Source organism: Formosa sp. Hel3_A1_48, assembly GCF_001735715.1.
In the GTDB taxonomy this organism is placed as follows: Bacteria; Bacteroidota; Bacteroidia; order Flavobacteriales; family Flavobacteriaceae; genus UBA3537.
The window spans coordinates 517,557-531,165 of record NZ_CP017259.1; the positions used below are offsets into that span (position 1 = coordinate 517,557).

General features: G+C 39.4%; 14 protein-coding genes. 5 read left to right on the forward strand and 9 right to left on the reverse strand.

The genetic code is table 11. The features are described from left to right. Positions 1-17: 17 nt before the first annotated feature. Together dnaE and FORMA_RS02310 are read right to left on the reverse strand one after the other, a co-directional pair. Entirely contained in the window at positions 18-4,397 is a 4,380-nt protein-coding gene (dnaE, locus tag FORMA_RS02305) for a DNA polymerase III subunit alpha (RefSeq protein ID WP_069674137.1), read from the reverse strand. A gap of 274 nt (positions 4,398-4,671) precedes the next feature. Further along, the gene (locus FORMA_RS02310) at positions 4,672-5,142 is read right to left on the reverse strand and encodes a DUF6252 family protein (RefSeq protein ID WP_157506015.1); all 471 of its coding nucleotides are present in this window, start codon (positions 5,140-5,142) and stop codon (positions 4,672-4,674) included. A 145-nt stretch (positions 5,143-5,287) separates the two neighbouring features. On the opposite strand from FORMA_RS02310, the gene FORMA_RS02315 reads away from it, so the two are divergent. From FORMA_RS02315 to FORMA_RS02335, 5 genes are all read left to right on the forward strand, one after another. Beyond that, positions 5,288-5,800, forward strand: a complete 513-nt coding sequence (locus FORMA_RS02315; RefSeq protein ID WP_069675417.1) for a 30S ribosomal protein S16 — start codon at positions 5,288-5,290, stop codon at positions 5,798-5,800. Between the two features lie 59 nt (positions 5,801-5,859). Beyond that, entirely contained in the window at positions 5,860-6,387 is a 528-nt protein-coding gene (rimM, locus tag FORMA_RS02320) for a ribosome maturation factor RimM (protein ID WP_069674139.1), read from the forward strand. Further along, positions 6,387-7,103 (forward strand): tRNA1(Val) (adenine(37)-N6)-methyltransferase, encoded by a 717-nt coding sequence (locus FORMA_RS02325; protein ID WP_069674140.1) that lies wholly within the window; start codon positions 6,387-6,389, stop codon positions 7,101-7,103. Before rimM ends, FORMA_RS02325 begins: the two co-directional genes overlap by 1 nt. 89 nt (positions 7,104-7,192) lie before the next feature. Next, complete coding sequence (locus tag FORMA_RS02330) at positions 7,193-8,371, forward strand: acyl-CoA dehydrogenase family protein (RefSeq protein ID WP_069674141.1); 1,179 nt, start codon at positions 7,193-7,195, stop codon at positions 8,369-8,371. Then, positions 8,358-9,137, forward strand: a complete 780-nt coding sequence (locus tag FORMA_RS02335) for an SGNH/GDSL hydrolase family protein (protein WP_069674142.1) — start codon at positions 8,358-8,360, stop codon at positions 9,135-9,137. Before FORMA_RS02330 ends, FORMA_RS02335 begins: the two co-directional genes overlap by 14 nt. Positions 9,138-9,139: 2 nt before the next feature. Here FORMA_RS02335 and FORMA_RS02340 read toward each other — a convergent pair whose 3' ends face one another. From FORMA_RS02340 to trmB, 7 genes are read right to left on the reverse strand one after another with little or no spacing between them, the layout of a single operon-like run. Further along, entirely contained in the window at positions 9,140-9,472 is a 333-nt protein-coding gene (locus tag FORMA_RS02340; RefSeq protein WP_069674143.1) for a 2Fe-2S iron-sulfur cluster-binding protein, read from the reverse strand. Further along, a complete protein-coding gene (locus FORMA_RS02345; RefSeq protein ID WP_069674144.1) occupies positions 9,472-10,527 on the reverse strand; it encodes an NAD(P)/FAD-dependent oxidoreductase in 1,056 nt (351 codons plus the stop codon). Before FORMA_RS02345 ends, FORMA_RS02340 begins: the two co-directional genes overlap by 1 nt. A 1-nt stretch (position 10,528) precedes the next feature. After that, positions 10,529-10,771 carry a NifU family protein gene (locus FORMA_RS02350; RefSeq protein WP_069675418.1) on the reverse strand — a complete coding sequence of 81 codons (243 nt, stop codon included), beginning with the start codon at positions 10,769-10,771 and terminating at the stop codon, positions 10,529-10,531. A gap of 12 nt (positions 10,772-10,783) precedes the next feature. Continuing rightward, positions 10,784-11,917 carry an Mrp/NBP35 family ATP-binding protein gene (locus FORMA_RS02355; RefSeq protein WP_069674145.1) on the reverse strand — a complete coding sequence of 378 codons (1,134 nt, stop codon included), beginning with the start codon at positions 11,915-11,917 and terminating at the stop codon, positions 10,784-10,786. Between the two features lie 57 nt (positions 11,918-11,974). After that, positions 11,975-12,301 (reverse strand): MGMT family protein, encoded by a 327-nt coding sequence (locus FORMA_RS02360; protein WP_069674146.1) that lies wholly within the window; start codon positions 12,299-12,301, stop codon positions 11,975-11,977. Between the two features lies 1 nt (position 12,302). Then, the gene (locus FORMA_RS02365) at positions 12,303-12,929 is read right to left on the reverse strand and encodes a LysE family translocator (RefSeq protein WP_069674147.1); all 627 of its coding nucleotides are present in this window, start codon (positions 12,927-12,929) and stop codon (positions 12,303-12,305) included. Positions 12,930-12,932: 3 nt separating this feature from the next. Continuing rightward, positions 12,933-13,607 carry a tRNA (guanosine(46)-N7)-methyltransferase TrmB gene (gene trmB, locus FORMA_RS02370; protein ID WP_069674148.1) on the reverse strand — a complete coding sequence of 225 codons (675 nt, stop codon included), beginning with the start codon at positions 13,605-13,607 and terminating at the stop codon, positions 12,933-12,935. Between the last annotated feature and the right edge of the window lie 2 nt (positions 13,608-13,609).

A 13,609-nucleotide genomic window follows, 5' to 3' on the forward strand; every position in this document is an offset into this window, starting at 1 on the left:
TGGTAATGTTGATATAACTAATTCAGTTTATAATATATATTCTGACTCTTAAGTTCATTTAAAAGTTCTTGAGAAATTTGCACTTTTTGTTTTCTGCTTTTCAATTCTACTTTTAATTCTTCTTCATCGTCATATACAACAAAATTAAGGACATGCTTTCCTTTGTGCATGCGGAGTAAGTCCTGAATTTCTGTAATTTTATCCTCGGTTAATCCTTTGATACTCAATTGAATTGATAATTTTTTAGCATAGGCATCCATAACATCGTGCAACAATTGGAAATTATTGAATTGTAAACGCGGTTCGCCTTTTTTACCAGTTTCTCTATTGGTCCAACCTTCGCGAACAAATGAGCGAACATAGACAAAATTGTTAAGCATTAGAAAATGTCTAAACTTAAGATATTCTTCACCAAAAATTCGAAACTCATGACTATTGGTGTAGTCTTCAATAGTGAAACTCGCCCAACCTTTTCCTTGCCTACTAACTCTGTGTTGCACATCGGTCACAACACCTCCAAAGGTTATTTCTTTATTGATGAGTGGAGTCATATTTTGAAAGTAAGCTACAGTTCCATTACAAAAATTTTCCATTTCTATTCGAAAATCATCCAAAGGATGCCCTGAAATATAGATACCGACTACTTCTTTTTCACGAGCCAATTTTTCCATAGTACCCCATGATTCGCAGGCGGGTAATTCTGGCTCAGGGAATTGTACTTCACTGGCTTCACCAAATAAACTAACTTGCGCAGAGTTTTTATTTTCTTGGTATTTATTGGCAAATTTTATAGTTTTTTCTAAAAAGGTAACCCCATCCCCTTCATCATAAAAATACTGAGCGCGGTGGGTATTGGAAAAACAATCGAAGCCCCCAGCATTTGCCAAGTTCTCAAAGGCTTTTTTATTGGCTGCACGCAAATCAATTCTTTTTGCTAAATCGAAAATTGATCGGTAGACCCCCTCTTTTTTCCGTTCATCAACAATCGTTTTTACAGCACCATGCCCAACGCCTTTAATAGCGCCCATACCAAAGCGAATGGCATTGTCCTTGTTAACCGAAAATTTATAATAACTCTCGTTAACATCAGGCCCAAGGACATTCATTCTCATACGTTTGGCCTCTTCCATAAAAAAGGTCACTTGCTTAATGTCGTTCATATTATTAGACAAAACTGCTGCCATGTACTCAGCAGGGTAGTGTGCCTTGAGATAAGCTGTTTGATATGCAATCCACGCATAACATGTAGAATGTGATTTATTGAAGGCATAGCTAGCAAATTTCTCCCAGTCGGTCCAAATTTTTTCTAATTTCTCAACAGCCAAACCTTTAGCGCTAGCTTGTGCAATAAATTTAGGTTTCATTTTGTCCAGAACAGCTTTTTGTTTTTTTCCCATCGCCTTGCGCAAGACATCAGCTTCCCCTTTGGTGAAATCAGCAAGTTTTTGAGACAGTAGCATTACTTGCTCTTGGTATACAGTTATCCCATAAGTTTCGTTCAAAAACTCCTCCATCTCAGGAAGATCATATGAGATGTCTTCATCGCCGTGTTTTCTTCGAATAAAACTAGGAATATACTCTAAGGGTCCTGGGCGATATAGCGCATTCATGGCAATTAAATCAGCAAACACTGTAGGTTTAAGGTCGCGCATGTGTTTCTGCATTCCAGGTGATTCGTACTGAAATATACCTACAGTTTCTCCTCTTTGGAAGAGCTCATAAGTCGCCACATCATCCAAAGGGAAATTTTCAGGATCTAATTCAATGTCATGCTTTGCTTTAACAATTTTGACAGTATCCTTGATGAGCGTTAAGGTTTTTAAGCCCAAAAAATCCATTTTCAATAGCCCTGCATCTTCTACAACCGAATTGTCAAACTGAGTGACATACAATTCTGAATCTTTTGCCGTAGCAATGGGTACATAATTGGTGATATCCCCAGGGGTAATGATGACCCCACAGGCGTGAATTCCTGTATTTCTAAGCGACCCCTCCAATACTTTAGCTTGATTTACAGTTTCCGCTTCAAGATCATCTCCTTCTGAAATATTTAGCAATTGATTGATAAGTTCCATATCCTCGGCGCGAAACTTTTGTTTGAGAACTTTCTCATCCTCACCAAAAATTTTATTGAGCTTTGACATATTAGGGACTAACTTTGCTATGCGGTCAGCATCACCAAGTGGCAAATCCAATACACGTGCAGTGTCTCTAATAGATGACTTTGCAGCCATAGTTCCGTAAGTCACAATTTGTGCAACCTGATTTGAACCGTATTTGTTTATCACATAATCCATCACACGCCCTCGACCTTCATCATCAAAATCAATATCAATATCGGGCATACTTACACGATCCGGATTCAAAAAACGCTCAAAAAGCAAGTCGTACTTAATGGGATCTATATTAGTAATCCAAAGGCAATAGGCCACTACTGATCCTGCAGCAGATCCACGACCTGGCCCTACAGAAACATCCATGTTTCGGGCCTCACGAATAAAGTCTTCAACAATCAAGAAATAGCCAGGATAACCTGTTTTTTCTATCGTCTGAAGTTCAAAATCTAATCGTTCTTTAATTTCATCTGAAAGAGTTCCGTAGCGTTTTTTAGCACCTTCGTAAGACAAATGACGGAGGTAAGCATTTTCGCCGTGATTTGTACCCTCTACTGCGTCACTAGGATGCTCAAACTCTTTGGGAATATCAAATTTTGGAAGCAGGACTTCTCGAGCAAGTTCAAAAGACTCAACTTTATCCACTACTTCCTGTATATTGAGAATAGCTTCAGGCAGATCACTGAAGAGCTGTTTCATCTCGTCAGGCGATTTGAAAAAATATTCTTGGTTGGGTAATCCGTAACGGTAACCTCGTCCACGTCCAATGGGGGTTGCTTGCTTTTCTCCATCTTTTACACACAACAAAATATCGTGGGCATTGGCCTCGGTTTGGTCAATATAATAAGTGTTGTTTGTCGCCAATAGTTTAATCTTATGCTTTTCAGCAAAGTTGATTAGAACTGCATTGACATGGTCTTCGTCTTGCTGACCATGACGCATCAACTCAATATAAAAATCTGCTCCAAATTGTGCTTTCCACCACAACAGCGCTTCTTCGGCTTGATGCTCACCAACATTTAGAATTTTGGACGGTACCTCACCATACAAATTACCTGAAAGTACAATCAAATCATCTTTGTATTGTTCGACAATTTTACGGTCGATACGCGGCACATAATAAAAGCCATCGGTAAAGGCCATGGAAGACATTTTGACCAAATTTTGATAACCCTTTTTGTTTTTGGCTAGAAATACCATTTGATAGCCATTATCTTTTTGTGATTTGTTGCTGTGGTCTTCACAAACAAAAAATTCACAGCCCACAATGGGTTTGATGGGCTTTTGATTAAAAACCTCGCCTGCGGCTTCGGCTTCTTGTTTGCGTTGTGCCAAAGACTTGTTGTATAGCCCAATTTCTTTAACAAAGTGAAAGGCCCCCATCATGTTTCCGTGATCGGTAAGCGCAACTGCTGGCATAGCTGCATCAGCAGTAGCTTTTACTAATTTTTTTATACTGATGGTCGATTGTAAAATCGAAAATTGAGAGTGGTTATGTAAGTGTACCACTGGAGCATCAGCCAATTCAGTCGAAATTTCGCTAGTGCTTGGCGGTGCATTTTGTTCTTGTTTTTTGGTTTGTTCAACAAGTTTAGCCGCAGATTTTTTTAGATTGATATGCTTGAGCCCCAACGGCGCAACACGATCTGGGTTTTGGGCTTGAAATTGTGAAACATAATCGGGGGCAACTTGCAACTGGTCTGCGGTATAGATGCCCTGACGCAAAAGCTCCAAAAAACAACGTGTGGTGGCCTCGACATCGGCGGTGGCATTGTGTGCTTCCGCAAAGGGCGTGTCAAACAATTTTTGGTGCAACTCCGTAAGCGTAGGCAATTTGAATTTGCCGCCACGACCTCCTGGCAACTGACAAAGACTTGCTGTGGTTTCGGTACAAGTGTCCAATACCGGCATGCTGTTGAGCGGCGTTTCCACCTGCATGCGGTGGTATTCGCAGCCCATAATATTGAGGTCAAACCCCACATTTTGCCCCACAACAAATTTAGCTTTGGCCAGTGCGGTATTAAATTTTTCAAGAACAACAGCCAAAGCTTCGCCCTCTTTGTTGGCTAATGCTGTAGAAATTCCATGAATTTGCTCTGCATCGTATGGGATGTTGAACCCATCCGGAAGGATAAGATAGTCTTGATGTTCGACACAGTGGCCCATAGCGTCGTGCAATTGCCATGCTATTTGAACACAACGCGGCCAATTATCGCTATCCGTGATGGGTGCTTTCCAACGTTTGGGAAGGCCTGTGGTTTCGGTATCAAAGATTAAATACATGCAGAAATTTGTGCTTCAAATAGAATTTTAAATATAGTATTATTTTAAAATTATGAGCATGGTTTTAGCTAGGATTTATGAACAATTTTTTTGTTGAGCAGCTAAAGCTCGAAACCCAATTGAACTGTAATGGCGGGAGTAAAAATAGTTTGAAGAAAATTAAAATTTGGCAAGGCCACTGAAACTCTGATTTGCAACTATCAAAAGATTTAGCAGTAATGTAATTTAAACGGATGTCCAAAAAGAAACTCAGTCCTAAAGGACAAACAGATTGTTAGTCGATATACCTCAAATTATAAAACACCCCTTCAGAAAAGTTCAAATACTTACTACCCTCATCGTCGTACGAATTAAAATAGAAAGATCCTTTGAGCGTTTTTGATACAGTATTTACTTCCTCTAGAGTAACCTGCCCATCGCCTAAGTAGACGGGGAATTCTGTACCGTTGTTTTGAGTAGAGTAAGTTGTGATTCCTTCTGTAAAAGTGATTGTTGATAGCTCACCTTGACCTAAAGTGTAGACCCCGACAGCAGCTTCTGGAAGGCTTATAATCATGGTGCCGTAACCATCGCTACCCGAAATACTCAACACTCCAGAGCTTTGCACAGTAGCTGTACGTACAGTAGAGCGCCATACAAAATCGCCCTGTTGTAGCCCCTGAAAAGTCGGCGAACTGGTTTGTATATCGTCCTGACAACTTAAAAAAGCTAAAGGAAGTAAAAGAATAAATAAGAAGTATTTCATAAAAAAAATAAATGAGATAGAGGACAACATGGCCACATAACACTTCAAAAATATAAAAAATAAATGAATGTTTTTGTATTGAAAAAATATAGTATATTTGCCGCTCATTAATAACAGAGGTCGAGTACCTCACAAATTAATTTTTATGCCTGTAAAACTAAGATTACAAAGACACGGAAAAAAAGGAAAACCATTTTATTGGATTGTTGCCGCAGATTCGCGCTCCAAAAGAGATGGCCGTTTTCTTGAAAAACTAGGAACGTACAACCCAAACACCAATCCTGCACAGATTGAACTCAACGTTGATGGTGCAGTACAATGGTTAGAAAAGGGTGCACAACCCACAGACACCACACGCACAATTTTGTCGCACGAGGGTGTAATGTTGAAAAAACATCTTGCTGGTGGAGTGAAAAAAGGCGCTTTAACGGAAGAACAAGCAGAAGAAAAATTCCAAGCTTGGGTAACTGAAAAGCAAGCCAAAATTGACGCTAAGAAATCGGATCTCCAAAAAGCTAAAGACGCCGAAGCTGCAAAAGCATTTGCTGCAGAAAAAGCGGCTAATGAAGCGCGAATTGCTGCCGCTGCACCAGTAGTGGAAGAAGCGACTGAAGATACTGCCGAAGAAACAACAGAAGCGTCTAACGAAGAAGAATAAAACATTTATTTTTTATATCTTTAAAACCTGACTTTGGTCAGGTTTTTTTATGAACTTTTATGAAAAAAGAAGATTGTTTTTACCTCGGAAAAATCGTAAAAAAGTACAGCTTTAAAGGCGAAGTACTACTGAAACTTGACACAGACCAACCCGAGCTTTACGAACACCTTGACGCCCTTTTTTTGGACATCAACAACAGTTTGATTCCTTATTTTGTTGACAAATCACAACTGCACAAATCCAATCTGTTACGCTTAAAATTTGAAGATGTATCCTCAGAGATAGACGCAGAACAATTACTTAAAAAAGAAGTATACCTTCCCCTAGCCTTATTGCCAAAACTAGAAGGCAATACATTTTATTACCACGAAATTATTGGTTTTCATATCGTTGATGAAAATTTTGGCTCAGTTGGACTCATTTCAGGGGTTAATGACAGCAGCGCTCAAGTGCTTTTTGAAATAGACCGTAACGGTATAGAAATTTTAATTCCCTTAAATGACGATATCATTTCTAGTGTTGACCGTACTAATAAAACAGTCACAGTAAACACACCACCGGGACTCATTGATTTATATCTCGAATAATGGCCTTGGAAGCATTTGAATTCAAACAATTTAGTGTCGCACACGATCGGTGTGCAATGAAAGTGGGTACAGATGCTGTTTTACTTGGTGCTTGGGCTTCTGTAGATCATCGGCCAAATGCAATTTTGGATATTGGTGCAGGATCGGGGATTTTAGCCCTTATGCTTGCGCAACGCAGTGCCGCAGAACTCATTGATGCGCTTGAAATTGATGCCTCAGCTTATGAGCAATGTGTAGCCAATTTTGAACAATCACCATGGGGCGATCGTTTGTTTTGCTACCACGCTAGTCTAGAAGAATATACAGAAGAAATCGAAGACAAATACGATCTTATTGTATCGAATCCTCCATTTTACACCAACCCTTTTCATACACAAAACGATGCGCGAAATAGAGCGCGTTTTGAACACGCTATGCCCTTTAAGCACCTTATCGCTTCGGTTGATAAATTACTGTTTGACGACGGTCAATTTTGTGTTATTGTCCCCTACAGTGCAGAAAAAACGTTTTGTAGTTTGGCCAAAGAGCAAGGGTTGTTTTGCCATAATATATTGTATGTTCGTGGCGAAAAACAAGGAGAAATCAAGCGTTGCCTGATGGCCTTTTCATTTGAAAATCGACAAACGGACCGCCAAGAAATGTATCTTGAAGATGGTCGCCACAGCTATAGTGAGGCCTACAAAAGCATGACAAAAGAATTTTATTTAAAATTCTAAACTAAATAAATTTATAAGTAAATTTGTTGTGTAGAAAATTGATTTTTAGTTGTTTTTTCTATGAAATGATTACATAAAAAACTTTTTGTATGAAACCAGACCTCTTTGAAGCACCCGATTATTACAATTTAGACGATTTATTTAGCGAAGAACACAAGCTTGTTCGTGATGCTGCTCGAGAATGGGTTAAGCGAGATGTCTCACCCATTATTGAAACTTATGCGCAAAAAGCGGAATTTCCAAAACAAATTATCGGAGGATTAGCAGAAATTGGTGCCTTTGGGCCCTATATTCCAGAAACCTATGGAGGTGCAGGTCTAGATCAAATTTCATATGGACTGATTATGCAAGAAATTGAACGTGGCGATTCTGGAGTTCGCAGTACCGCATCGGTGCAATCTTCATTGGTAATGTATCCAATTTGGAAGTATGGTAATGAAGAACAACGTCAAAAATATTTACCAAAACTCGCCTCAGGAGCATTTATGGGTGCTTTTGGACTTACTGAACCCAATCACGGAAGTAATCCTGGGGGTATGACCACAAATTATAAAGATATGGGCGACCATTACTTGCTGAATGGTGCAAAACTATGGATCTCTAACGCTCCTTTTTGCGATGTTGCAGTGGTATGGGCAAAAAATGAAGAAGGCCGTATTCATGGGCTTATTGTTGAGCGGAGTATGGAAGGCTTTTCTACGCCAGAAACACACAACAAATGGTCGTTAAGAGCTAGTGCAACTGGTGAGCTTATTTTTCAAGATGTTAAAGTTCCAAAAGGAAATTTATTACCTAACAAATCTGGATTAGGCGCACCGCTTGGTTGTTTGGATTCTGCGCGCTATGGCATTGCATGGGGTGCTATTGGTGCAGCAATGGATTGCTACGATACCGCTTTGCGTTATGCCAAAGAACGTGTTCAATTTGGAAAACCTATTGCAGGCTTTCAACTGCAACAGAAAAAATTGGCCGAAATGATTACTGAAATCACTAAAGCACAATTGTTGGCCTTCCGGTTGGGACAATTAAAAAATGAAGATAAAGCTACTTCGGCACAAATTTCTATGGCCAAAAGAAATAATGTAGATATGGCCTTAAAGGTTGCTCGTGAAGCCCGACAGATTCTTGGCGGAATGGGGATCACAGGCGAATACAGTATTATGCGCCATATGATGAATTTAGAAAGTGTTGTGACTTACGAGGGTACACACGACATACACTTACTCATTACTGGACTTGATATAACAGGACTTAATGCGTTTAAATAATAAACTTCTCGTATTGTTTTTTGGACTGTCATTTATTTTGAACATGTCTGTCCTAAGCTGCAATACAAAAGCTGAAATACCATATGTTGCCCCTTATGCTGGAGGTGAAGACGAAGAAGAGGAAGAAGAGGAAGAAGAACAGGACGATGAAGTACCGCGCACATTCAAATTATTATCCTTAGGCGATAGCTATACCATTGGGCAGAGTGTGTGTATAAGTTGTCGTTTTCCAGAACAACTCAAAGACAGCTTAATTGAAAACTTTAACAGTCAGGATATTTTTTCTTTGGAAATCATCGCGCAAACGGGTTGGACAACTACAAATTTAAAATCTGCCATAGCAAGCGCTAATCCAACAGCAGATTTTGACTTGGTAACTTTACTCATAGGAGTCAATAATCAATATCAAAATAAACCTTTTTCATTATATCAAACAGAGTTTATTGAGTTAGTGGATACCGCTATTTCTCTGGTAGGTGGCGAAGCATCAAACCTCATTGTCGTTTCCATTCCCGACTACGCCTACACACCATTTGGACAAAATTCAAACTCCGAAACCATTTCAGCAGAGCTAGAGACCTACAACAATTACGCACAAAATTATTGCAACACCAACGGGTTGACTTATGTTTATATCACAGACATTACTCAACAAGGGCTCAATAATCCTGACTTGGTTGCTTCAGATAACCTACACCCTTCTAGCTTGGCGTACTCCAAATTTGTTGAGCGCATACTCCCATTTGCTATAGAAAAAATTGAATAAATTTACTCTTCCGGAGCCAATTCAATTTCCAATCCTTCTAACTCAGGAAAGACTTGAATTTGACAACCTAATCGACTATTTGGCTTGACGTGAAACGCCTCGCTAAGCATGGCCTCTTCATCATCTGATTTATCAACTAAATCGTGTGTACTGTGGATATAACATTGGCAGGAAGCACACATGGCCATACCACCACAAACGCCAATAGTCCCTTCTGGAGCAAGTTCGTACATGCGCACAACTTCCATCAAATTCAGAGCCATATCAGTGGGCGCCTCAACAGCATGAGTTGTTCCATTGCGGTCTGTAATTTTTATGTGAATATCTGAAGACATCAATTAATTGATTTTACAACACTCTTGGGCGCTTCTTTGCGAGTTCCATCAAAGCCATTAATACCACTTACAGTTGTGTATTTAAGCACAAGACGCTTTCCTGGATTGATGATTTTGTAAGCTGCCTGGCACATCAGTGTGGCTTCGTGAAAACCGCATAAAATCAATTTCAATTTTCCGGGATAGGTATTCACATCTCCAATGGCGAAAACCCCTGGAATATTGGTCTGATAATCTAATGCATTATTTACTTTAATGGCATTTTTTTCGATTTCTAATCCCCAATTGGCAATTGGCCCCAGTTTAGGGGATAGCCCAAACAGTGGAATAAACGCATCTGTTTTGATACGTTGTGGTGCTTCATCTGTTTTTGTGACTTCTATAAATTCTAAACAATCAGCACCAAAAAGACCCGTAACCTCAGCAGGCGTAATCAAATTAATAACCCCATTGTTTTTAAGTTCCTGCACTTTGTCAACAGAATCTAAAGCGCCCCTAAATTCTGTTCTTCTATGAATCAATGTAACTTCTTTAGCAACGGCACTTAAAAAAATTGACCAGTCCAATGCGGAATCCCCTCCACCTGCAATAACCACACGCTTATCGCGATAAACTTCGGGATCTTTAATCATGTAAGACACCCCTTTATCTTCAAAATTTTCAATATTTTCTAGGGCTGGCTTTCGTGGTTCAAAACTCCCTAATCCTCCTGCAATTGCGACGACAGGCGCACAATGCTGTGTCCCTTTGTTGGTTGTTACAACGAAAGTTCCATCGCTTTGCTTTTCAATAGTTTCTGCACGCTCACCAAGGGTGAGACCAGGTTCAAATTGTTTAGATTGCTCTAATAATTTTTCTGTAAGTTCGCCAGCTAAAATTTCTGGATAGGCTGGAATATCGTAGATTGGTTTTTTGGGATAAATTTCAGAACATTGGCCACCGGGCTGAGGCAGTGCATCTATTAGGTGGCATTTAAGCTTGAGCAATCCTGCTTCAAAGACAGCAAATAGCCCTGTTGGCCCTGCGCCAATAATAAGAATATCTGTTTTGATCATCCTAAGCTTCAATATTGATTACAGATTGAATTTGAGGCGCATATTTTTTAATGGTCATCTCTACACCAGACTTTAAAGTCATTTGATTGACACTACACGAAGAGCACGCGCCAATGAGTTGAACTTTGACCACCTCATCATTTTCTATGGCAATGAGGTTAATATTCCCTCCATCATTTTGAAGAAATGGACGAATTTCATCCAATGCTTTCTCTACATTTTTTTGCAATTCTTCTGTACTCATAATCATTTTTATTTAATTTTTTACAGCACTACAACCCGCCATTGTTGTAATTTTTATGGCTTCTGTTGGTGGTAAACTTTTGTTACGCCTAACAACCTCTTGAACTACATTTTGAGTGATTTCTCTAAATGAAGACTCTAATGGCGTATTGGATTGCATGGCTGCCGGGCGACCAAAATCGCCGGCTTCTCGAATACTTTGTACAATGGGAATCTCGCCCAAAAATGAAACCTCAAGATCACTTGCTAGATGTCTTGCTCCTTCTTGACCGAAAATATAGTATTTGTGGTCTGGTAATTCCTCAGGTACAAAATAGGCCATATTTTCAATGATGCCCAATACTGGTACATTGATGCTTTCTTGTTGGAACATAGCTACTCCCTTTTTAGCATCAGCAAGTGCAACATTTTGTGGAGTACTGACAACCACAGCTCCAGTAATGGGTAAAGACTGCATGATACTCAAGTGAATGTCTCCTGTTCCTGGTGGTAAATCAATCAATAAAAAATCTAATTCACCCCAAGCAGCATCAAAAATCATTTGATTTAGTGCTTTAGCAGCCATAGGACCACGCCAAACTACAGCTTGATTTGGTTTGGTAAAAAATCCAATCGAAAGTATTTTGACTCCATAATTTTCGACAGGTTGCATTTTAGAAGCACCATTGACTTGTACGGCCAATGGTCGTTCTAGCGCAACATCAAACATCAAAGGAATAGAAGGACCATAAATATCGGCATCTAAAACACCAACCTTAAAACCCATTTTAGCCAATGTAACGGCCATATTCGAAGTAATTGTAGACTTGCCAACTCCGCCTTTACCAGACGCTATTGCGATGATGTGTTTGATCCCAGGGATGGGTTTACCCTTGATTTCATTTTTTGGCGCTTTATTCGCTTCAACTTTCACATTGACTTGGATTTTGGCTTTGGAATATACCAACTCATGAATGGTTTTCATGATGTCCACTTCGGTACGCTTTTTGGCCTGAAGGCTAGGATTGGAAATCGTGATATCTACAACGACTTCATCACCAAAAACAACAATGTTTTTAACCGCCTGACTTTCAATCATATTCTTACCTTCTCCTGGTACAGTAAGGGTCTTCAACGCGTTTTGTATGTCTTGTTTTGTAAATTTCAACCTGGATAATTTAGACTTATTCTAAAGGACAAATATACGCTTGATTTGTCAAAAAAACTAAAGTTCTTTTGATGGATCCCAAAATACAATTTCAAAATTTTGAATTTGGTTATTTTTGACTTCAATTCCTTCATTTTCTAAAAGTTGCTGCATCAAATTTATGCCCTCAAAATGATGTTTGCCTGTGAGCAATCCGGTTCTGTTGACCACTCGGTGCGCGGGAACGTCTTTTGCGTGAGACGCGGTCATTGCATAGCCCACGGCTCTTGCGCTTTGTGGCGAAGCCAAATGGCGTGCAATGGCTCCATAAGTTGTGACACGCCCATATGGAATTTGACGTGCTACTGTATAACATTTTTCAAAAAAACTAAAAGATTCCGACATCTTAATTCTGCCTTAGAAGATTAATCAAAGTGGCAATTGCCACGACTAAAGTGATAACACCAATGCAATAGTTCATGTTTTTTGGACTGGCTATTTTTGTGTTTTTCAGAGTGTCAAAAAACAAAATATAAACATACAAGGCCATAAATGTTCCCATGACTGCACCAGAGACATAGGTTCCAATAGTTGTAGCTTCTAAACTCATCCAACCATAAGACAGCAGCGTAGTGACTACATAGGCCTGAAAAGGAATGGGGAAAATATTCAGTGCAGACATAAATATTCCTTGAAAAAAACGGCTTTGTTTACTTCTTACAGGGTGTTCTATTGCCAAGGTAGACGATTTTGCCGTGTTGAAAAAATAGGCTGAAACCAACAAAAAAATGACAAAGGCCACCCGCTTCAAAATAACCGTAATCTCAGGATGAAGGTTAAGATATTTAGCAAAAACTACACCGATATAAACTTGAATAGCTACAACAACACATACCCCAAAAGAAAACATAAAACTTCTGTTATGCCCTTCATTCAAACTGATTTTAGCAGCAGACACATTGAGCATTCCTGGGGGAATAACTCCAATAAAAGAAATCAAGAGACTGATGAAAAAAATTAGTGTATTACTCAAAATTTAATTGATTTTGAATCTAATATAAGTAATTGCTTTGTTTTTTTCTAAATACGTGGTTTCATAAAAGGTTTGAATGCCAGTAACTTCGTCTGGACTTCCTTCTTGATGATACACATCGTGGTTGGCATATTGCACCTCATGGCCTCGGCCATGCAACAACCCAAGGGTGTAGCCATGCATAAACTCACTATCTGTTTTGAGGTGAACAACGCCAGTATCGTTTAGGATATGTTTGTAACGTTTCAAAAACGCATCGTTGGTCAGACGGTGTTTGGTACGTTTGTACTTGATTTGTGGGTCGGGAAAAGTAATCCAAATTTCAGCAACTTCATTTTCAGCAAACAAATGTTCTATCAGTTCAATTTGTGCCCGAATAAAAGCTACATTAGGGAGTTGATCTTCTATTGCTGTTTTGGCACCACGCCAAAAACGCGCACCTTTGATGTCAATCCCAATAAAATTTTTGTGGGGATAACGCTTGGCTAGACCGACAGTGTATTCACCCTTTCCACAGCCCAGTTCCAAAACTAATGGATTGTTGTTTTTAAAAAAATCCGCACCCCATTTTCCTTTAAATGGAAATATAGCATCCACAAGATCCGCACGTTTGGGCTGAAGTACATTGTGAAATGTTTCATTTTCTCGAAATCTTTTGAGTTTATTTTTGCTTCCCACTG